Genomic DNA, 20845 nt, shown 5'->3' on the forward strand with positions numbered 1-20845 from the left:
AACTAAGGATTCACCCATTGTTACTAACCTTTAACTTAGGATAAGCAATGCGCTTGTGGTGAAATTGCTGCCAAACATCTACAAATATACGGCTGATTTCTGACATTTCTTGCCTTGTCAGTCCTGAATCTACCATTTGATTGTCTTGCCATTTGGCACGCAGAACATTATTCAGCATGGTTAAGGCTTGTTCTGGAGTTGCATCTTTGAGCGATCGCAGGGCCGCTTCACAAGAGTCGGCTAACATGACTATTCCAGTTTCCCGTGATTGGGGAATCGGTCCGTCATAGCGAAAATCTGCCTCATCTACTATTAAGCTGGGGTCTTCCCGGGACATTTCTAGTGCTTGGTGATAAAAATAGGCAATCAATATTGTTCCTTGATGCTCAGGGATGAAAGCTTGAATCGCCGTGGGTAAAAGGTGTCTTTGGGCCATCACCAACCCCTCACTCACGTGCTTTTTGATAATTGCTGCACTCTTCCAAGGATCTTGAATCTCTTCATGTTTATTAGGCCCCCCCATTTGATTTTCAATAAACCCCAGAGGATCGTGCATTTTACCGATATCGTGATACAGAGTTCCAGCCCTTACTAGTTCTACATTGCATCCGAGCTTTTTGGCAGCAGCTTCAGCCAGAGTAGCTACCAATAGGGTATGCTGAAAGGTTCCTGGGGTTTCAGTAGCCAGTCGTTTTAATAAGGGGCGATTGGGATTAGCTAGTTCAGCTAATCGAATGGGGGTAACTAAATCAAATACTTTTTCTAGATAAGGACTTAAGCCCAAGGCCACAATACTCCAGGCTAAACCAGATAATGCAAATAATCCTGCTCCCTGAAGTACGCCATACCAACCTGCGCCAAATACCGCACCGATGAGCAGCTTCATGATCAGGTACATACCCCCTTGAGTCAGGGCGATCGCTACACCCAATAATGCCAATTCTTCGCGCGATCGCAATTTTTGCGCCATGGTACTGCCCAATATTCCGGCCGCTCCACCAGCTAACAGCGAAATTATGCTGATTTCCACTGTCATTGGTAGAATTAACAACAGCAGTACCACAACAGTAGCACCTAAAATAGGTGCATAAAAGCTACCCAACAGTAAACCCACGCCGCTCCACGTGGTATATGGTAAGCCAAGGGCGATTACTGCAGGGGTAGTGAGGGTAAGTAGCAGTACTAACAGGTAATCGCGCTGCCGCAATTTATACTTGATTTTTTTCCCTACCACAACAAAAATGCCAATTGCTACTGTGATCATACTGGCTAATTTCATCAATTCTCGCCAGTTATTCTCCCGGCGAATTAATTGATAATGCTCCAGAACATCAAAGTGCCATTGAGTAATATCTTCTCCTTTGGTAACAATCAGATCTCCTTGCTCTACCTTCACTATTACAGGTAATACTCTATCTGATGCTTGCTGTATTTGTTGTTTGGTTTGTTCCTCATCAGTCTTGAGATTTGGTTGCAGCACGGCTAATAAGAAGTTAGTTACCAAGGGTTCGGCATTTTTTGGGACAACTTCCTGGATGTTGAGCTTCACCGCATTTTCTAGAATACTTGAAGGTAATCCTGGGGAAATCCCTTGAGCCAGAATTCTGTCAGCGCTCTGGCGAATTCCTGCCTGTGCTTGCTGCCACTCGTCATCTGATAATTGCAGCAGGGTGGTTTCAGTGTAAACTTGCGGGGGACTGGCTAACTGTTGCTGTAACAGTTGGATTCTGGCTTGGCTATATTTTTGCCGCACTTGGGAGGTTTGCAATATGAGTGAATCCAAATTTTTAGCTGAAGTTGTAGCACGATAAGCTTTGAGTTCTGCTACTGCTTGAGCCAACTCCCTGTTCTGGGCAAGATTAAGGGGTTTTTGATTACCAGGAGACACAAACAGGGGTAGATTACCGGAACTGAGGAGCGGTGAACCAGTAGATGATGGGAATAAGGGCAGTTTTTCTGCTATGGTGCTTCTGTGTGTATTTTCGGGGTTACTTTTGTTTGGGTTAACTGACAAGCTTGATTGGTTTGGGCTATTATTTCCTAAACTTGCCAGTAGGGTTTTCCATTCTGCAATAGAACAGGAACGAAGATAATGCTGGGTAGGAATAGACACAACTGTTGTATCAAAAAAGGGAAAAACTCCAGCTACTGTGCGAATTTTCTGGCCTTGTTCCAGAAGTTTGTGTAAATTATTGTTGATTATTTCAGTCTTGTGGACATCGACCATCAACACTGGGATGGAACCCTTACTGGCGGCTTGGCGTTTGGCTTGTGTTTGTCCTTTATCCTCAATGTTAGCAGTATAGGGTGCTTTGATGGTTTCCGGTGCTGGAGTACCTACTGTCAGTTGCGGTTGATTGTATAGTTTATGCCCCATAACCCCAGTCAGAGATAGGACAGCGACGGCCAGAACCACGGAGGAACGCTGAGAATGCAACCAGCTTGGATATAGTGCGTCAATACCCCGTCGAGTTCTGACCGTTTTTGCCATTGTTCTGAGTGCTATTTCTGGTTTTTGGTGTTCGCTGTTGTCAAAATATTGAGAAAATCTCTGCTTGTTCATAATCTCCGGTTGCTTACTTTGATAACTCAAAACAAGACAATCCTCAAAGAGTCCCTAGGTTTTGTGGATGCGATCGCGCTTTGCCCATTGGCAAAGCTCATGAGAAGATTGGTAATGCTATCTGCTTGAAGCCAGTTACACAGCATAGCCACCTACATCAGGTTATTTTTAGAGAGGACAAAAATACTAAATTTTCTACTTATTAACTGGTATTTGGCGCTTACAAACGGAACGGCGACCATTATCTTAACGGGACTGAATAACGCGAGGAGATGCAAAGACGCAAAGCGCAGTCTGTTCTTCATGTCTCACACATCCCTCCCCTGGATACTCATTGAAATGTAGAGCGGGATCATACACTCCTGACCATACAGCAACCAGTACATCAGCTAATTCTACCACTGGACTCCTGGAATTATCAGGGGATAACAAACCATGCCATTTTACAGGAATACCCAGGGTACTATTGTAAGCCCCTGATAATGCACCAGTAATTATACTGATGGTTTGCAAATGTAAATTTCCAGTTTCTCCCTCCCTAGTATTATCCTTGTGAGTAGCTCGCAAAACTGCCAACTGCAGGTCTTCCAAGGTGCTGAGAAAGCAGTAAAACGCCATAACAATAGCATGAATCGCATCGTCTTCTCTACTAAATTCGGCTTGTACTGTTTCTAACCCAACTGCTTGCTCTGATAAATTATTCAGTTTTATTAATTTATCTGGTAACAGCGTGGATGTGTCGCCAATAAAACTGATGATTTCGGGTATGAGGGTTTGAGGAGCAAGTTTTTCGGTGAGAGATTTGGCTATGGTGTATCCTACTGCTAGTGTGCCATCCCTGACAACTGGTTCACCGCCCCATATTGGCAACATCTCCAGCAAGTTTTGTCGTAGGTGGGTGCTGTGATCATGAAAAAAAAGTGCCACTGGTAATGTGGCAATTATAGCTCTGAGCAGAAGGCTATCAGTGCAGTTTAAATCAGGAGGTTCTGTAGGATGCTGATCTGGCCAGTTATCTAAATCTAATTTACCTAGCTCTATTAAGTTTTTAGTACCCAGAAGGAGTATTTCGCTCACATCACAGCTAAGATAATTCTGGGCATCCTGTGCTAAAACCTGACCTAGTAATGCTCCTAATAAAGTACCTTTAAACCGATTAATCAGTGGGTAGCGCATAATAAAAAAAAATTACAATTGCCGCCGTCGCTTTCCCTCCGCATCAGCAGTACATAAGGCCGCTAGGACACTTTCAGGGGTAATTTCACATGGTTCATTATAAATCGTTTCGCCGGCACTACAAGCTTGTTGCGCCGCTAAAAATAAGCGATCGCGACTAACTCCCTCCAGTCCTAAATCCGCTAGGGTAGTCGGTAGTCCCACCGCTTCACAGAAGCTAAAGACGCGATCAATCACCGCACTTGGGCGATCGGTTAAAATCAGCATTGTCAGTACCCCAAATGCCACCTTTTCACCATGCCAAAACTTTTTAGTTTCTGCGAGCATTGTAAACCCATTATGAATGGCATGGGCTGCAGCCAGTCCGCCACTTTCAAAGCCGAGTCCACTCAGTAACGTGTTCGCTTCCACCACCCGTTCCAAAGCCGGAGTAACTACGTTTTGTTCACAAGCGGTTTTTGCGTGAACCCCATATTCCAGCAAGGTTTCATAGCACAGATGGGCGAGACTAAAGGCAGTTATCGGACCCATGCGCCCGGTCATATTTTTAGCGCGTTTAATCTGACAGTCTTCTGCTTCAAACCAGGTAGCGAGGGCATCTCCCATACCTGATACCAGAAAGCGCACAGGGGCTTGGGCGATAATACTTGTATCTACTAAAACTAAGTCTGGGTTGCGGGGTAAGACCAGATAGCGTTCCCATAGGCCTTCGGGGGTGTAAATCACTGATAGGGCGCTACATGGGGCATCGGTTGAGGCAATAGTGGGGACAATGGCGACGGGAAGTTTTAATTGATGGGCGGTGGCTTTGGCTGTGTCGATGGTTTTTCCCCCTCCCACACCGACAATTAAATCTACTTGATAACTTGTAGCTGTTGATATATGTTTATCAATTTCGCCATCGCAGCATTCACCCCCAAAACCTTGGAGATATACTTCGACTTTTCCCGCGGTGAACTCTTCAATCAAGGGTTGGAATTGCCCAAAAATCACGGGATCGATGATTACAAGGGCTTTTCGACCTAAACGACTTAATTCTTCACCGAGCAACTTGATAGCATTGCTACCTTGAACATATCGGGATGGGAAAATGGCAGTAGTAATCATGGGCTACTCCTCAAAATTATTTCATATCTTCGGGTTAAATCATGCCGACACTAGGGCTACCTCATACCTATCAAATCAATCTTAAGCCTGGTTAGGTCTAGACAGTTTTACCTACCGCAAAATATGACAATTTTTTAGGAAAATTAATGTTTTTTAACTTGATTTCTTAAGTGATCCACGAGGGCTTGTAAACCCAGCAAATAACTTTGCACACCAAAACCACTGATTTGTCCGATAGACACCGGCGCAATGAAAGAATGGTGGCGAAAATCTTCCCGGCGATAAATATTACTTAAATGTACTTCCACTGTGGGTATATTCACACCAGCGATCGCATCCCGCAAAGCCACACTTGTATGGGTATAAGCCCCCGCATTAATCAAAATTCCCTGATGTTTTCCTAAAGCCCCATGAATCTGATCTACCAAAGCCCCTTCATGATTTGACTGCACAGGAATTACTTGCGCTTGTAACTTCAAAGCTTCTGCTTCTAACAAGCGGTTAATATCAGCTAGAGTCAAGGAACCATAAATTCCTGGTTCTCGCTGTCCTAGTAAATTTAGATTGGGCCCGTGCAGTACTAAAATACTAATAATTGGCGAATACGAGTTCAATTTTTTCAGGTATTAACGACGACGCGATCGCTCATTGACAGGAATCGGAATTAGTTCCGGTTCTGGCTCTGGCTCTGGGCTTAATAAAGCTTCAATGAGCTTGCGTGCCAACGCTTTCAGCTTTTCTAGCACTTTATTTATATAGTCCATTGAACTGACTGCTCCTGAGATACTACCTCAATATTGTGACTAACGGCTACGCGTAACTCGCGTATTTTCGCACCTCTTGATTGAGAACAGGCTGACAGCAACCGAGCCTTCCTGGAAGTGAACTACTTCTAAAATTGGCTTTTGTCATCAACCCTACCTTTTAGAGTATCACATTACGACCTTTGACACCTCCGGCTACAAAGTCACAGGGAACATGGAACACCGGAACACCGAGGGATTGGGGAACACACCCAACACGGTATGGCTAACGCCACGCTATCGCTATGGACTTCGCTCACAGACCACACAAAAAACAATAAAATCCAGTCCCCTTTCCCTGATAAAGGGAAAGGTGAGGGAGGGGTCAAACAATAGTTGATACACTAATCATGACTGACTAAACATCCGATACTTTTTTGCTAACATTCACTAACAAATACACTCTTTAAGAGAGGGCGTATCAACCAATGCACGTAGGAAAATCCCTCGCGCACCATTTATGTCCCGGCTCATTACCCGCCCATCAGATGGAGACTTAACGAATTTAGCACCACCAAGGTTGGGGATGATTTCACCAGTCCAACTGACTGTTTTTGATGTGTACGCTTCGTTCACATCCATCACTACTTTATTAGTCTCAAAAGCTTTGTGCTTAAGGAACTGCTTAAATCGGTAGTGAGAGAGTGTTAACATTTGGCGCACTGACTTTGACCTAATTCGTCGCTTTGCCTTCTGAGACATTTGGGATGTTTCAAAGGTGGGCAGTAAAATCATGTCAAAGTTATCAACCAAAAATCGAGTAGTTTTCTTGTGCAATTCGTCTACAAGGTTTTTGATTTTACCTCGCAGTCTACTAGCAGCAAGTTTCATTCTTCTTCTTTGTTTGCACTTGGCTTGAGTGAATTTAGAAATTAACTTATCCAAGCGAAAACACAGCTTCTGGATTTGTAAATTAGCAGATGTGCCAATTTCCCCAAAACTACATTCAGAAAAGAAGGTGATAAACGTTCTGATACCGGGGTCAAGTGCTACAACACGTCCTTGGTTATCAGACTTCTGTTGCAGCACATCCTCTGGAACTGTCAAATAGTAATCACGGTAGGCAAATACTAAACGACAGTCGCCAAAGCTTTGTGGTAAGGCTTCTTTGAAGGTTACCTTACCTAATACAGTGTGGTAAATCCCCAAGTCTTTTACGGCAGATTTGGGAATGTAGCAAGATTGTACAGTGTCTTTTCTTGACCTAAATCTAATCTTGCTAACACCACCACCGTTTTTAAACTTTTTCTTGGCATTGCTGACAGACTTACAAGCATCTTTGATGGCGATTGATTTAAGATAAGGGACTGATTTACTCCATTCTGGTAGTCCGTTCATTATGTCAGTCTTAATCGCTTTCCAGTTAGCCTTAATGCTAGAGTCTTGCAGCAGTTTGACGGTGGTGTTGTAAACAAACCTGGATACACCAAACCACTGTTTAACGATCTGTTTCTGCTCGGTTGTGAGAAAGATCCGGATCTTCCTTGATTTTTTTACTGTACTTCCTGAGTCCGTGCATCCGACAAGAGAAGACGTGGAGGATGGAGAGAAGATCCGAGGTAAGTTCTGACTCTGGACAATGTACAGTGTTGTTGAGAACCACGACCTGTCCACCGTTTTGCTCGACCATGTACTCAATAAGCTCGAATCCAAGCCTTGCGAGTCGGTCACGACAGGTAACAACAAGCGTGAGCTGATCTCCGAGCATAAGTCTGTCCAGTAAGGTTTGCAGTCCTTTTCTTTTAAAGTTGATTCCACTGCCGATATCTTTGATGATTTCGGCATCTGGGTAGAGTGATTGCATATAGGCGATTTGTCTACCAAGGTCGTCTCGTTGCTTGGTTGAACTAACTCGGCAGTAGCAGACAAAGGAGGTTCTAGTTGCACCACGGAGGTAGGATTCGACATGAAAAAGTCTTTGTCCTGCTTCGTTTTTAATGCTTTCAATCTTGCCATTGTCTGCGTACTTCCTTAAAGTGTTTGGGTGCATTCCCAGTTGTTTGACTGCTTCTCGTAGTGGTACATGAGCCATACCGCTATCTGAGCATTTGTGAGCATATATAATCTATTGTTAGCAAATAATCAGCTATTGACTAACCTCTAAGCTTCTGGATCATTTTTTTTAGTGCGAGTCTGGGATGATTTAGCAGTTGACTTGGTGCGAGATGTGGTAGATTTAGTCGTCTTGCGAGTAGATTTCTTGGTAGAGGCTTTGACTGCTAATAATTCTAGGGCTGTAGATAGGGTGATATCCTCTACCGAATGACCTTCTGGGATGCTGGCATTAATTTTGCCATGCTTAATATAAGGACCATAGGGCCATCATAAATATTTACTGGCGTACCTTCATCAGGGTGCATACCCAATTCCCGTAAAGCTGTTTTGGAGTTGTTACGGCTGGTTCCGCGCCCCTTTTTCGGTTCAGATAATAGCGTCAATGCTCTTTCCAGGGAAACTGTCAGCACATCATCACCAACTTTGAGGGAGCGATAATCTTTTCCCTCCTTACCCTGGTCGTGAACAACATAAGGACCAAAGCGCCCCAAACTGGCTTTAATTTTACCACCTGTGACTGGATGAACTCCCAATGTCCGGGGTAGAGACAACAGACCCACAGCCATCTCTAAAGAGACATTTTCCGGTGTGACACCTTTGGGTAAAGAAACTTGTTTGGGTTTGGGATTTTCCTCTGTTTTATCACCCAACTGCACATAGGGACCATAAGCACCAATTTTGAGATAAATGGGTTCACCAGTTTCAGGATGGCGACCCACCTGGTCAGGCCCTGCGGTTTTTTGTCGCAGCAGTATTTCTACCTGTTTGGGGTCAAGGTCAGATGGTGTGAGGTCTTTGGGAATGGAAGCAGTAACCACAGTACCATCATTCTCCATTTCGATGTAGGGGCCATATTTTCCTATACGGATTTTAGCCTCTAAATTTTCTAATACTATCGTTCTGGCAAGAGTGGCATCAATTTGATGTTCTTGTTCTTTAACTAGAGTGTCTAAACCTTTGTCTCCGAGATAAAATTGTCGTAAATAAGGTAACCAATTAGCCTCCCCTGTGGCAATGTCATCTAGAGTTTGTTCCATCTTGGAGGTGAAACTGGGGTCTACAATATCCGGGAAATACTTTTCTAGAAGATTTGTGACGGCGAAGGCCGTGAAAGTAGGAATCAAGGCATTACTTACTAATTGGGCATAACCCTTATCGATGATTGTACCGATAATACTCGCGTAAGTACTAGGGCGGCCAATACCTTCACTTTCTAGAGTTTTCACCAGGGTGGCTTCGGTATATCTAGCTGGTGGTTGGGTTTCGTGACCCACGGCTTCTAAGTCGGTACAATTGGGATGATCCCCCACTTTCAAACTAGGCAAAATTACTTCTTGATCTTCCAAGGCTGCATCTGGATCATCCGAACCTTCTACATAAGCACGCAGGAATCCTGGAAAATCAATCCGCTTACCAGCAGAACGAAAGCCAGCATCTTCAACTTGCAACTGTACAGTAATTTGGGTTTGGCGACAGTCAGCCATTTGACTAGCGACGGTACGCTTCCAAATCAAGTCATAAACAGCCAGTTCCCGACCGCTTAAACCAGTTTCTTGGGGAGTACGGAAAGTGCTCCCAGCGGGGCGAATAGCTTCGTGGGCTTCTTGTGCGCCTTTAGATTTGGTGGTGTATTGCCGGGGTTGGGGACTGAGGTAGTTTTTACCGTAAAGTTGTTCTACACAGGTACGAGCGGCGGTGATTGTCCTGATCAGACAAATGTACTGAATCTGTCCGCATATAGGTAATATACCCTTGCTCATACAAATTCTGGGCAATCCGCATGGTGTCTCTGGCTGAGAGACGCAGTTTACGGTTTGATTCTTGTTGGAGTGTCGAAGTGGTAAAGGGTGGCGCTGGTTTACGTGTTACAGCCCGTTCATCGATGTTGTTGACATTCCAGGTTTTGCCCGTCAGCCTTTGTTTGAGGGCGATCGCTTGGGCTTCGTTGAGTAACAAGACATTGCGCCCGGCGGCAATTTGTCCTGTGGCTGCGTCAAAATCACTACCAGTGGCTACTTTTGTTCCTCCCAGTGTCACTAACACAGCGCCAAAGGCGGTTTTTTCTTGCACTAAGTTAGCTTTTAAATCCCAATATGTACCTTCATGGAAGGCTCGCCGTTGGCGCTCCTTGGTGACTAAAAGTCTTACAGCTACTGACTGTACTCTTCCAGCGGATAATCCCCAGGCGATTTTTTTCCACAGCAGGGGAGACAGGGTATAACCCACTAATCGATCCAAAATCCGCCGTGTTTCTTGGGCTCGAACTAACTCCTCATCAATATTGCGGCAGTTTTTCAAAGCTTTTTTAATAGCTTCTTGGGTAATTTCGTGAAAGACCATTCGCTTAGTCGGAACTTTTGGCTTGAGGAGTTGGTATAAATGCCAACTGATGCTTTCGCCTTCCCGGTCTTCGTCTGTTGCCAGAATCAGTTCATCTGCTTCTTTGAGGGCTTCTTTAAGCTGGGTGACAACTTTCTTTTTGTCTTTGGGGACTACATACACCGGTTCAAAGTCGGCTTCTACATTTACCCCCAGCTGGGCCACGGCTCCGCCTTCACAGCGGCGGGAATTTCCGTGGCAGATTGGGGTAAGTCACGGACATGACCCATAGACGCTTCTACCCGATAGTTTTTTGGCAGGTAGTTGCGAATGGTACGAGCTTTGGTCGGAGATTCGACGATGACGAGAGTTGACATGGAAATTTCAAGAAAAAGAGTAGCTATGCTAGCTAAACAGTCAAATTGATGTGATTATGGCTACGCCATGCAAGCTATCGGTGAAATGTCAAGATAAAACGTCACGCTTAGGGCTGTGATTTAATCTATGGCTACGCCACGCAAGCTATCACACGTTAGTCCTCACCAGATGAAAATACACCAAGCTAATGGCGCGGTTCTTCCTAGAGGATGGGTTGGGGAAATGCTGGCGATGAATCACCAGCTATTTCAATCTTTAACTTATCTAGGGCAGAATTGGCGAATCTAGTTTATAAAATCCCCCTCAAGTTTCATCAGGTGAATATTTTAATGTGATGGCTTTTGTGGTATCCTAATTTCTGCATTGATTAGATCTGGTAAGGTTTAAACCACTTTTAAAAAACACAGTCGAGAGAATACCCCCAAATATCCCCGCACTCGATCTAAGTTAGAGTCCCAATAAAAATCCGATTCTGGTTTTTCCCGGATGTCCTGGTTGTCCTCCTGGTTTCCGTTTTGCTATCTGGCTCTCTTCTACTGGCTCTTCGAGCTTTTTTTCGGTTTTTTTGAGGATGTCTCCCGATGGTGGTTTTGATGATGTTGTGCTGTCTAAGTCTCTACTGACTTTGAGTTTCTCTATTTTTTGTTCTAGTTCTACAACTCTGCTTGTTAGCTTCTCTATTGTTTTCCCCTGCTCCATGATGATCCCTACCAGTTGAAAAGTCGCCAACTGTTTCAAGGTTTCACTGTCTAGTTTTGGTGGCAGGTTTTTCTCCATAATTGCTATATTCTGCTTCCCTTACCACACTTGTCAATACCCCACCACCTGAATCCTTACGGTAAAGATGTGATGAAAATTAGGGTTGAAAACTTATCAAACATCCTCTAAGGTTTCTGCGGATAAGGATGTAATTCGCCATGTCACAAGGCACGAGAAATTAAGCTTAAGGGAACATTAGTTTTTAGTACGCAGGAGATTAAATAAGTGAACCGCGATCGCCATTTTGATAGAGATTTTGAAGAGACCCTACTGTGTTAAAATTAAATTATTCCTCCTATTGCCGACCGGATTACCGGGAATCACTCAGCCGAAAACATGGTTCGGCGTCCACCGATGCCTTATTGAGAATAATAGAACAACTCTGATGGTTAAATCTGCTCCTGCCCCAATTGCCAAGCGTGATCAGCCTTCCAAAGTAGAAGGTATCAAGGAAAGAAGTAATTTTTTACGCGAACCCGTAGCTACACAAATCCTTGAAGATACAACTCATTTTACCGAAGAAGCAGTACAGCTGCTCAAGTTCCATGGCTCCTATCAGCAGGATAACCGCGATAACCGGGTCAAGGGACAGGAGAAAGATTATCAGTTTATGCTGCGGACTAGAAATCCCGGTGGGTTTATACCACCGCAGTTGTATCTGGCTTTAGATAATTTATCTGATCAATACGGGAACCACACATTACGAGTAACCACACGTCAAGGCTTTCAGTTACATGGGATTTTAAAAAAGAATCTCAAGGCAGCGATCGCTAGTATAGTAAAAAATATGGGTTCGACCCTGGGGGCTTGCGGCGACCTTAACCGTAACGTCATGGCTCCACCCGCACCCTTCAAGAATCGCGCCGAGTACCAGTATGCCTGGGAATACGCCAATAATATCGCTGATTTGTTGACACCCCAAACGGGGGCATACTACGAAATTTGGTTAGATGGCGAAAAAATCATTAGTGGGGAAGAAACCGAAGAAGTTAAAGCCGCACGACAACGCAATGGCAATGGTACTATTATTCATGGTAGCGAAGAGCCGATCTATGGCACTCACTATATGCCCCGCAAATTCAAAGTTGGGGTGACTGTACCTGGTGATAATTCCGTAGATTTATATTCCCAAGACCTGACCTTAGTGGTAATCACTAATGACCAGGGAGAACTGGAAGGTTTTAATGTGTTTGCTGGTGGGGGTTTTGGGAGGACACACAATAAGGAAGAAACCTTTGCCAGGGTAGCAGATGAAATCTGCTATGTGGAAAAAAATGATGTTTACGATTTAGTTAAGGCGATTGTTGCCACTCAAAGGGATTATGGCGATCGCACGGAGCGCCGTCATGCGCGATTAAAGTACTTAATTCATGAGTGGGGTGTAGATAACTTCCGTACCCAAGTTGAGGAGTATTTCGGTAAATCACTCCCCGCCTTCCAACCGTTACCAGAGTTTAAATATTACGATTTCCTCGGTTGGAATGAACAAGGTGATGGCAAGCTATTTTTAGGCATTTCCGTAGAGAATGGTCGAGTTAAAGATGAGGGTTCTTTTCAACTCAAAACTGCTTTGCGGCAAGTTGTGGATCAATTTAACTTACCCATGCGTTTGACACCCCACCACAACATCATTTTTTACGATATTGAGCCAGAAAATAAGTCAGCCATTCAGGAGCTTCTACACCGTTGCGGCATCGTTGATGATCCCAACACTATTGAACCCCTAGTACGTTATGCTATGGCTTGTCCGGCTTTGCCTACCTGCGGTTTGGCTATTACGGAATCTGAACGGGCAATACCAGGCATTTTAGAACGGATTCGCCAGTTATTGGATAAACTAGGTTTACAAAAAGAGCATTTTGTGGTAAGGATGACAGGCTGCCCCAACGGCTGCGCCCGTCCCTACATGGCAGAATTAGGTTTTGTGGGGAGCGCTCCTGAATCTTACCAAGTGTGGCTGGGAGGTTCCCCAAATCAGACAAGATTAGCGCAGCCTTATGTAGACAAGCTACATCATAATGATATAGAAAGCTTTTTGGAGCCGATTTTCGTTTACTTTAAGAATTTTCGGGAATACGGCGAAAGCTTTGGCGATTTTTGCCATCGTCTCGGTTTTGCTGCTCTACGTGAGTTTACGGATACTTACAAACCTGAAGCTACTAGTAGCGGTAAATCCCGCCATCGAGTTAGTATCCGCGATGAGGTATATAATAAGCTGAAAGCAGCAGCCAATAGTCAAGACAGGCCAATGACTGAGTTGGTGAATGAAGCCTTAGAAGCTTACTTTGAGAATCTGGTGTAAATCAATTCAATAAATATTTTGAACCTTCTCTCCGTAATAATGACAGAGTAGGTTTTTTTATGCTTGATGACTGTAGGTAATTAAATTAGCATGGCTCAACTACAAAGAATGGCGATCGCTCCCTCTCAAATTCAAGCAAATGTGATTACCCTAGGTAAAGAGCAACAGCATTATTTAGGCAGAGTGTTACGCTTACGTGGGGGCGATCGCTTCATTGCCATGGATGGTCGAGGAAAATGGTGGTTAGCTCAATTAGAAGGAGAACAAGCCCAGATATTAGAACAATTAAGCCCAGAAAATGAATTACCTGTAACCGTTACCCTCATGGTAGCCTTGCCCAAGGGGAATGGATTTGATGAAATCGTCAGGTATTGTACAGAATTAGGTGTAAGTTGTATTGCTCCGGTATTGAGCGATCGCACCTTACTCAATCCCAGCCCGCAAAAACTGGAACGTTGGCGACGGATTGCTACAGAAGCGGCGGAACAGTCAGAACGCTGTTTTATCCCCACAATCTTGGAACCCGTACCTTTTACTACTAGTATTAGCGCTAATCTGGGAAGTCACCGTTATATTTGTGAGGGACGTGGTGATTATCCCCATTTAAATAACCTGATTGAATCTGACACATCTACAATTACCATTGCCACAGGCCCGGAAGGGGGATGGACTGAAGCGGAAATCAGCCTAGCGATCGCCTCTGGCTTTCAACCAGTATCTCTTGGCCGCCGCATCTTGCGAGCAGTTACAGCGCCAACAGTAGCAATAACCTTAATTTCCGCAGCATTTCACTAGTTAGCAAAAAATCCCCATTACCGCAGTCAGGGGAGTGTCAACCAACTTAGTTAGAAGTTTTCATTTGTCGTGCCATATCCAGGTAAGAATTCATATTTGCCCCTGGACGGCGGCGACTAGAGCCAGACCCAGTAGGAACAAGATATTTTGGGGCAAAAGTAGTTTCAGTGGCTGGTGTTTTTGTCCCATTAGAGGCTGATACTGTGGTGGGTGTGGCTTGATTAGCTCCGGTATTTTTTGTCGGCTCTACTTTACTGGTTTTTGAAGCAGCGGGTGCATCTACTGCGGCTGAAACCACCGCAGCCGTACCATTAGCAGGTGATGGGGATACTTGTTGATCTTTAGCTGTAGCTGCTGGTGCTGTATCATCTGCGGATTCATCTAACTCTAAGTAGTAGCCACTGCCTTTTTTACCAGGTAACAACCCAGTAATAAAACCCAAAATACCCGCGATTAACTTTTTGATAAAACCGAACATGAGAATTTCCCCCGTGTTTATATATCTGTAAATAGTTTTATTTCTGTAGTGGAAGCACTTCCCACTGGTAGACATTAAGAGTTAATTATTCAATTTTACCGTAGCTAAGTGCAAGATTTAGAAATGATGCTTAATTAAAATTAATATTTTCCTGTTGGCAGACCCGTGGTAAAAGTGGCATAGATTACTAGTAGACATTGACACTATTAAGGCATTCAATTAAGGACATCCCATATATTCCTATGAATAGCAACAACCTACAGCGTAACTCCGTGTTATTAATACATGGTATTGAAGACACTGGAGCAGTTTTCAATACCATGGCCAGTTATCTCAGACAGCAGGGTTGGCCTGTGTATACCCTGGATCTGGTTCCCAACAATGCTGCCGTTGGTCTTGATATTTTGGCACAGCAGGTAAGAGATTATATTCTTAATACCTTTGGCCCACACGAACCAATTGATTTAGTAGGCTTCAGTATGGGAGGAATTATCAGCCGTTACTATGTTCAAAGGCTAGGAGGAATCAACCGCGTACACAGGTTAATTACTATTTCCTCTCCTCACAACGGAACTTTGATGGCCTATGCTTCCCAGCGTCCAGGCTGCTTGCAAATGCGCTCTAATAGTCGATTCATCCAAGATTTAAATGCTGATGCTCAGATATTAGATCAGATAAATTTTACATCGATATGGACACCTTATGATTTAATGATCGTTCCGGCAAATAGTTCACAAATGCCCGTGGGAAAACAAATAGTAGTCAAAGTTCTACTACATCCCTCAATGTTAACAGATCCCAACAGTTTGGCAGCCGTAGTATCTGCCTTGGCAGAACCAATTAACCCCGGTCACCAATTTCGGGATATTCAGAACTGCCAAAAATCGCCTCTGGGTGGCGGTAATATTTAAATTCCATCAAGTTGTAAAAGGGATCTTCTAAAAAGAAAGTGCGATGATCCAAGGGTGAACCCACAAAGCGACGTTTAGGTGATTCCCGAAAAATAAGCTGTTGTTTCTGTGCTTTTTCTAGCAACTCTTCCCAGTCATGTTCCTGAACAAAAATGAGTCCGAAGTGTCTAGGGTAGATAGTCCGTTGGGGTAACAGACTTTCCTTAGTGACATGAGCTACTAATTGATGTCCGTAGAGGTTGAGAATTAGCGCTTGGGAATTTTCACGACCGGCCATGCAGCCAAGTCCATCAACATAATATGCTTTGGTTTGGGCAATGTCAGTTACGGGAAAAGCCAGATGAAATAAGGTACGCTGCATAGCTATTTTAAATATAGTCATCCTATTTGAGTTGAGAAATTATCAGTGAGGAAAGGGAACAGGGAACAGGGAACAGGGAACAGGGAACAGGGAACAGGGAACAGGGAACAGGGAACAGAAATCAAATAGGAGTCCTATATATAATAAATCGTTAATACTGTATACAAAGTGAAGCCGTTTAGTCCCCTAAAACCTGATTTGTGGTCAAACATACAGTTTAAGATAATTTCAGCTTATATCTTAGTGAAGATGTTGGACTGAAGTGGGGTGGAAAAGCGATTAACACATCTTTACAAGTCGGTGGGGGTTACTTAACCTGTAATAGGAAAAGAATATCGGCATTTTTGGCGTGAAACAGTGGCAGAAACTCAACATCCCAGTTCTAAAGTTGGTTATCCTGTTGGTATTCTGGCCAAAGTACTCATGATTGATTGCTGATGTTATCTTTTCTTGACTTTGCAAATCCTTGGTTAGTAGCCATAGGATTAAACACGGTGCTGTTAGCTTTAGCCTCGATTTTGCCTAAAAAGCTACTTACCCCAGCCGGATTATTTCACGCTTGGTTACTGGGAGTACTCATTTGGGTAACTCTTGGTTGGCAAGGATATCTCGTGGTAATGTTCTATTTTTTGGTTGGTTCTAGTGTAACACGTATTGGCATGGCACAAAAAGAAGCAGAAGGAATAGCTGAGAAACGTTCTGGAGCTAGAGGTTCGGAAAATGTTTGGGGTTCGGCTCTGACTGCTGCTGTGTGTGCGTTGGGGGTGGGAATTCTCAATTCCGGATTACTCATGGTCAGTAACCTTGAGTTTCTACTATTACTGGGTTATGTCGCTAGTTTGAGTACTAAGCTTGCTGATACCACTGCTAGCGAAGTTGGTAAAGCCTACGGTAAGAGAACTTTTTTGATTACTACACTACAACCAGTATCTCGTGGTACAGAAGGAGCAGTGAGTTTAGAGGGAACAATAGCCGGTGTGGTGGCTTCTATTGCGATCGCCTCTGTAGGTTGGGCTGTGGGTTTAGTGGATTTATTAGGAGTGTGTTGGTGTATATTGGCTGCATTTATCGCTACAAATTTAGAAAGTGTGATTGGTGCAACATTGCAATCTAAATATGACTGGCTCACCAACGAAGTAGTAAATATTATTAACACATTAATTGGGGCGATCGCAGCTATCATACTCGCCTTGATTTGGAAAATTACTATTTCCTGATTTTTTCGCCTGATTCTTTAAAAAACACGCAATTATTGGCGCATAGTTGATTCTATTATGCGTTAATTTTACCATTATTTTATAATCATCGGTTTTCAGGTGGCTGAGATAGATAGATTTAGTTTATATTTTGGCTCATTTACTTTCTTCATCTGTTCTTTATGGGATTATTTCATGGAATCTTCACCGTTTTTGATAGTTAATGACCAGCCAATTTTTATAAATCAGGCGGTAAAATATCTGCAAGCCTCTGGAAAGTTAGCCCATTTTATTGGCGACATTCTCCGCCAATATGTTATTGAACAAGAAATACAATCGCGAGATGATATACACATTAGTCCCGCTTCCACAGAACAGACCATTATTGATTTCCGCCTCAAGAATCAACTCAATGACCCTAAAGTATTTCAGGAATGGCTAAAAGACAATGCCACAGACTACGCTACCTTTTACGAATCAATAGCACTGAAATTTAAATTAGAAAAGCTGAAAGTTTTAATTACAGAACCGAAAATTTCCGAATATTTTATCGAACGCAAAATTTTTCTGGATCGGGTGATAGTTTCCCGAATTATTGTCGAGGATCTAGAAATAGCTGAAGAACTACAAAGCCAAATTGCAGAAGGAGGTAGTTTTGAGCAACTAGCGAAAGAATATTCCCTCGCAGAAGACCGCATGGTTAACGGAATGATGGGACCAGTAAGCCGAGGAACAATACCGGATCAATTAAGAGCGGTTTTTGATATAGCTACTCCTGGACAAGTTGTCGGACCTATAGAAATCGAAGGACGTTACGGCTTATTTCGAGTGGAACAATTTTTGCCAGCGTCTTTAGAAGATATCCAACTTCAACAATCACTACAAAATGAACTATTTGAGAAATGGCTAGTGGAGAAAATTCAAAAGCTGACGGTCAAACTACAAATGAGCTAAAATCTCTGGATAATCAACGTTTAAAAGTCAACGCCCTAGCTTCTATACCTTGGTATCAACCACCCCTGCGCTGGTTGAGTTCTGAACAACAATCCCAACTGCAAAATCAAGCCCAAATCCGTCAATATCGTTTGGGAGAAAAAATCTGGTCAACCGCAGCAGGTAGTGATCAGTTTTTGATTTTGACTGGTAAAGTCCGTTTACGAGAACAAGAAGAAGGTAAGCCTTTAGCCTCTCTACAAGCTGGTGATTGGTTTGGTAGTTTGTATCAGATGTCTGTAGACTGCAAAGCTGTAGCTGCTAGCAAAGAAGTAGTAGTAGTATGTTGGAGTACAGCACTGTGGACAGAGTTTTCTAGTCCTGAAATTGAAGATTTTTGGCGAACTGGTGGGAAGGACACAGGTGATATTCACCAGAGGAACTTAGGAGTACCAGACCTGACACCGGAACTCAACCCATCCCCAACGGTTGTCACCTCTGCTTATCCCTTTGTAAATAGTGCGAACACGGCTGCTGCTTGCTTAACAATGGTGGCGCAATACTTAGAACATCCGGTGAAATTAGAATGGGTGCAACGCCAACTCAGGGGACAGCGCCCCAAGAATGTGGTGGAGGGGGGTGAGAAGTTGGGGTTAATGCTGCGAAGGTTACAAGTTACCTGGGCTGACTTGCGGCAGTTATCATTTCCAGCCATGCTACAATGGCAAGTGGATTCATCCCGGCCAGCTTCTTGGGTAGTAACCTATGGCATGAAAGGATCTAACCTGATTATTGCTAATCCCCTCAATCAGGATTATGCTTGTGAAAGTTTACCCCAGTCGGTGGTTGAGTCTGCATGGGATGGTAGACTCTGGCAAGTTGAACTTATATCTACTCAAGAAAAATTTAATTTGGGTTGGTTTACCCCAGCAGTTTGGAAGTACCGGAAACTCCTCGCGGAAGTATTAGTAGCATCTTTTACTTTGCAGCTGCTAGGGTTGGGAACTCCACTGATTACCCAAGTTGTCATTGACAAAGTAATGGTGCAGCAAAGTTTGCCCACTCTTGATGTCATGGCGATCGCACTGTTGTTAATCGCGACCTTTGAATCTATACTGGGTATTCTGCGGCTATTTATCTTTACTCATACCGCCCGCCGTTTAGATTTAAGCCTATCGGCTCAACTATTCCGCCATCTCATGCGTTTGCCTTTAGCTTATTTTGAGTCACGGCGCGTGGGAGATACCATAGCCAGGGTTCAGGAACTAGAACAAATCCGCCAATTTCTCACAGGTACAGCATTAACTGTGATTTTAGACAGTTTCTTTGCTGTAGTTTATCTAGTTTTGATGTTTTATTACAATATCCAGCTGACCTTTGTAGCCTTGGCGGTATTGCCTTTATTTGCAGCTTTGACAATTATCTCTACACCAATTCTGCGCAATTGGCTCAATGAAACTTTTAATCGCAATGCCGACAGTCAATCATTTTTAGTTGAGACAGTTACAGGGATTCACTCTGTCAAAGCCCATGCAGCCGAACCAGCAGCACGCGATCGCTGGGAAGGATTATTTGCACGGTTCGTGCGTACAGGATTTAAAGCCTCTACTACCTCCAATATTAGCAGTAATATCGGTAACTTTCTCACCAATTTTTCATCTTTACTCATTCTCTGGTTTGGTGCCAAACTAGTCATTGAGCAAAATCTCACTATTGGGCAACTTGTCGCCTTTCAAATGCTCTCAGGAAGAGTCACCGGGCCACTATTACGTCTAGTGCAACTATGGCAAAATCTCCAACAAGTGCTACTCTCTGTAGACCGCATTGGTGATATTCTCAACATCGCCCCAGAAGCAGAATCAGGAACAGGGTTAGTTTTACCACCCATCAAAGGTCAAGTTACCTTCGAGCAAATATTTTTCCGTTACCAACCACACATTGAACCTGTCCTCAAAGGTATCTCCTTCAACGTAGAACCAGGGCAATTTGTGGGAATTGTCGGCCGCAGTGGTTCGGGTAAGAGTACCCTTTCTAAGCTATTACAACGCCTCTATCAAATTGAATCGGGACGGATTTTAATTGATGGATTTGATGTTAAGAGTGCTGATTTAGCCTCACTACGCCAACAAATTAGCGTAGTTCTCCAAGAAGACTTTTTATTTAATGGCTCCATCTTAGAAAATATTACTCTTGGTAACCCCGATATTACCGCCGAGGAAGTAGTAGAAGCTGCAAGGTTAGCTGTCGCCCATGATTTTATTAGTCAATTACCTTACGGCTATGAAACCAACGTGGGAGAAAGAGGGACGGCTTTATCTGGGGGACAAAGACAACGCATAGCCCTAGCCAGACTCTTTCTCTCCTCAGCACCAATTTTAGTTTTAGATGAAGCCACCAGCGCTTTAGACAGTGAAACTGAACAGCAAGTTTTGCAAAACTTACAAAAAGTTTCTAGTAACCGCACTGTATTCCTCATTGCTCACCGTTTCGCACCCCTAAAACGTGCCGATTTGATTTTAGTCTTGGAAAAAGGCGTAATTGCAGAACGAGGTACTCACTTAGATTTGCTACAACAAAAAGGTTTGTACTGGTCACTATACCAACGTCAGCAAGCAAATATTTAATCTTATTTGTGTCTTGGGTGATGCGGTCACAGGGAACCCCTCGCCATGACAATCATAAATCTTCTGGGGTGGGCAGGAAAGCCCG

General features: G+C 43.7%; 16 protein-coding genes and 2 pseudogenes. 7 read left to right on the forward strand and 11 right to left on the reverse strand.

What is annotated here, in order from left to right:
• Window positions 1–10 precede the first annotated feature (10 nt).
• The 8 genes and pseudogenes from AC6IZ0_RS10115 to topA all read right to left on the reverse strand — a co-directional run bounded on the left by AC6IZ0_RS10115 (window position 11) and on the right by topA (window position 10400).
• Window positions 11–2563 (reverse strand): HD family phosphohydrolase, encoded by a 2553-nt coding sequence (locus AC6IZ0_RS10115; RefSeq protein ID WP_497725962.1) that lies wholly within the window; start codon window positions 2561–2563, stop codon window positions 11–13.
• Window positions 2564–2809: 246 nt separating this feature from the next.
• The gene (locus tag AC6IZ0_RS10120; RefSeq protein WP_497725963.1) at window positions 2810–3739 is read right to left on the reverse strand and encodes an ADP-ribosylglycohydrolase family protein; all 930 of its coding nucleotides are present in this window, start codon (window positions 3737–3739) and stop codon (window positions 2810–2812) included.
• Window positions 3740–3751: 12 nt separating this feature from the next.
• The gene (locus AC6IZ0_RS10125; RefSeq protein ID WP_271733244.1) at window positions 3752–4846 is read right to left on the reverse strand and encodes a glycerol dehydrogenase; all 1095 of its coding nucleotides are present in this window, start codon (window positions 4844–4846) and stop codon (window positions 3752–3754) included.
• Between the two features lie 143 nt (window positions 4847–4989).
• Window positions 4990–5460: a type II 3-dehydroquinate dehydratase gene (gene aroQ, locus AC6IZ0_RS10130; protein WP_280801961.1), complete on the reverse strand. Its 471-nt coding sequence runs from the start codon at window positions 5458–5460 to the stop codon at window positions 4990–4992.
• A gap of 12 nt (window positions 5461–5472) precedes the next feature.
• Window positions 5473–5610: a hypothetical protein gene (locus AC6IZ0_RS10135; RefSeq protein WP_271733245.1), complete on the reverse strand. Its 138-nt coding sequence runs from the start codon at window positions 5608–5610 to the stop codon at window positions 5473–5475.
• Window positions 5611–6039: 429 nt separating this feature from the next.
• Window positions 6040–7203 (reverse strand): RNA-guided endonuclease InsQ/TnpB family protein, encoded by a 1164-nt coding sequence (locus AC6IZ0_RS10140; RefSeq protein WP_497726037.1) that lies wholly within the window; start codon window positions 7201–7203, stop codon window positions 6040–6042.
• The gene (locus AC6IZ0_RS10145; RefSeq protein ID WP_497725964.1) at window positions 7088–7681 is read right to left on the reverse strand and encodes an IS607 family transposase; all 594 of its coding nucleotides are present in this window, start codon (window positions 7679–7681) and stop codon (window positions 7088–7090) included. Before AC6IZ0_RS10145 ends, AC6IZ0_RS10140 begins: the two co-directional genes overlap by 116 nt.
• A 68-nt stretch (window positions 7682–7749) precedes the next feature.
• A pseudogene (gene topA, locus AC6IZ0_RS10150) lies at window positions 7750–10400 on the reverse strand (type I DNA topoisomerase).
• 127 nt (window positions 10401–10527) lie between these two features.
• Between topA and AC6IZ0_RS10155 the strand changes: the two are divergent.
• Window positions 10528–10689 (forward strand): hypothetical protein, encoded by a 162-nt coding sequence (locus AC6IZ0_RS10155; protein WP_271733248.1) that lies wholly within the window; start codon window positions 10528–10530, stop codon window positions 10687–10689.
• A gap of 174 nt (window positions 10690–10863) precedes the next feature.
• On the opposite strand, the pseudogene AC6IZ0_RS10160 reads toward AC6IZ0_RS10155, so the two are convergent.
• Window positions 10864–11178, reverse strand: a pseudogene (locus tag AC6IZ0_RS10160) (DUF6444 domain-containing protein); the annotation flags it as partial.
• Window positions 11179–11545: 367 nt separating this feature from the next.
• Between AC6IZ0_RS10160 and sir the strand changes: the two are divergent.
• Both sir and AC6IZ0_RS10170 read left to right on the forward strand, forming a co-directional pair.
• Entirely contained in the window at window positions 11546–13462 is a 1917-nt protein-coding gene (sir, locus tag AC6IZ0_RS10165; RefSeq protein ID WP_497725965.1) for a sulfite reductase, ferredoxin dependent, read from the forward strand.
• A gap of 90 nt (window positions 13463–13552) precedes the next feature.
• Window positions 13553–14257 carry a 16S rRNA (uracil(1498)-N(3))-methyltransferase gene (locus tag AC6IZ0_RS10170; RefSeq protein WP_497725966.1) on the forward strand — a complete coding sequence of 235 codons (705 nt, stop codon included), beginning with the start codon at window positions 13553–13555 and terminating at the stop codon, window positions 14255–14257.
• 46 nt (window positions 14258–14303) lie between these two features.
• On the opposite strand, the gene AC6IZ0_RS10175 is transcribed toward AC6IZ0_RS10170, so the two are convergent.
• On the reverse strand, window positions 14304–14735 hold the full coding sequence (locus tag AC6IZ0_RS10175; RefSeq protein WP_497725967.1) for a hypothetical protein: 432 nt from the start codon (window positions 14733–14735) through the stop codon (window positions 14304–14306).
• Window positions 14736–14977: 242 nt separating this feature from the next.
• Here AC6IZ0_RS10175 and AC6IZ0_RS10180 point away from each other — a divergent pair, with 242 nt between their 5' ends.
• The gene (locus tag AC6IZ0_RS10180) at window positions 14978–15646 is read left to right on the forward strand and encodes an esterase/lipase family protein (RefSeq protein WP_497725968.1); all 669 of its coding nucleotides are present in this window, start codon (window positions 14978–14980) and stop codon (window positions 15644–15646) included.
• Here the strand turns inward: AC6IZ0_RS10180 and AC6IZ0_RS10185 are convergent.
• Window positions 15576–16007: a VOC family protein gene (locus tag AC6IZ0_RS10185; protein ID WP_497725969.1), complete on the reverse strand. Its 432-nt coding sequence runs from the start codon at window positions 16005–16007 to the stop codon at window positions 15576–15578. The two genes, AC6IZ0_RS10180 and AC6IZ0_RS10185, sit on opposite strands and share 71 nt — an antisense overlap.
• A gap of 437 nt (window positions 16008–16444) precedes the next feature.
• Between AC6IZ0_RS10185 and AC6IZ0_RS10190 the strand changes: the two genes are divergently transcribed.
• From AC6IZ0_RS10190 to AC6IZ0_RS10200, 3 genes are all read left to right on the forward strand, one after another.
• Window positions 16445–17224, forward strand: coding sequence for a TIGR00297 family protein (locus AC6IZ0_RS10190; protein WP_497725970.1), 780 nt, complete (start codon window positions 16445–16447; stop codon window positions 17222–17224).
• A 174-nt stretch (window positions 17225–17398) separates the two neighbouring features.
• Window positions 17399–18157: a peptidylprolyl isomerase gene (locus AC6IZ0_RS10195; protein ID WP_497725971.1), complete on the forward strand. Its 759-nt coding sequence runs from the start codon at window positions 17399–17401 to the stop codon at window positions 18155–18157.
• Window positions 18106–20760: a peptidase domain-containing ABC transporter gene (locus tag AC6IZ0_RS10200; protein ID WP_497725972.1), complete on the forward strand. Its 2655-nt coding sequence runs from the start codon at window positions 18106–18108 to the stop codon at window positions 20758–20760. The genes AC6IZ0_RS10195 and AC6IZ0_RS10200 overlap by 52 nt, the downstream gene beginning before the upstream one ends.
• The last annotated feature ends 85 nt before the right edge of the window (window positions 20761–20845 follow it).

This window comes from Anabaenopsis sp. NIES-4685, assembly GCF_059725405.1.

Excerpts from the sequence above, each read along its gene's own strand:
- AC6IZ0_RS10115 (WP_497725962.1), bottom strand. The coding sequence starts at position 2,563 with ATGAACAAGCAGAGATTTTCTCAATATTTTGACAACAGCGAACACCAA.
- AC6IZ0_RS10120 (WP_497725963.1), bottom strand. The coding sequence starts at position 3,739 with ATGCGCTACCCACTGATTAATCGGTTTAAAGGTACTTTATTAGGAGCA.
- AC6IZ0_RS10125 (WP_271733244.1), bottom strand. The coding sequence starts at position 4,846 with ATGATTACTACTGCCATTTTCCCATCCCGATATGTTCAAGGTAGCAAT.
- AC6IZ0_RS10135 (WP_271733245.1), bottom strand. The coding sequence starts at position 5,610 with ATGGACTATATAAATAAAGTGCTAGAAAAGCTGAAAGCGTTGGCACGC.
- AC6IZ0_RS10145 (WP_497725964.1), bottom strand. The coding sequence starts at position 7,681 with ATGGCTCATGTACCACTACGAGAAGCAGTCAAACAACTGGGAATGCAC.
- AC6IZ0_RS10155 (WP_271733248.1), top strand. The coding sequence starts at position 10,528 with ATGGCTACGCCACGCAAGCTATCACACGTTAGTCCTCACCAGATGAAA.
- sir (WP_497725965.1), top strand. The coding sequence starts at position 11,546 with ATGGTTAAATCTGCTCCTGCCCCAATTGCCAAGCGTGATCAGCCTTCC.
- AC6IZ0_RS10170 (WP_497725966.1), top strand. The coding sequence starts at position 13,553 with ATGGCTCAACTACAAAGAATGGCGATCGCTCCCTCTCAAATTCAAGCA.
- AC6IZ0_RS10175 (WP_497725967.1), bottom strand. The coding sequence starts at position 14,735 with ATGTTCGGTTTTATCAAAAAGTTAATCGCGGGTATTTTGGGTTTTATT.
- AC6IZ0_RS10180 (WP_497725968.1), top strand. The coding sequence starts at position 14,978 with ATGAATAGCAACAACCTACAGCGTAACTCCGTGTTATTAATACATGGT.
- AC6IZ0_RS10185 (WP_497725969.1), bottom strand. The coding sequence starts at position 16,007 with ATGCAGCGTACCTTATTTCATCTGGCTTTTCCCGTAACTGACATTGCC.
- AC6IZ0_RS10190 (WP_497725970.1), top strand. The coding sequence starts at position 16,445 with ATGTTATCTTTTCTTGACTTTGCAAATCCTTGGTTAGTAGCCATAGGA.
- AC6IZ0_RS10195 (WP_497725971.1), top strand. The coding sequence starts at position 17,399 with ATGGAATCTTCACCGTTTTTGATAGTTAATGACCAGCCAATTTTTATA.
- AC6IZ0_RS10200 (WP_497725972.1), top strand. The coding sequence starts at position 18,106 with ATGGCTAGTGGAGAAAATTCAAAAGCTGACGGTCAAACTACAAATGAG.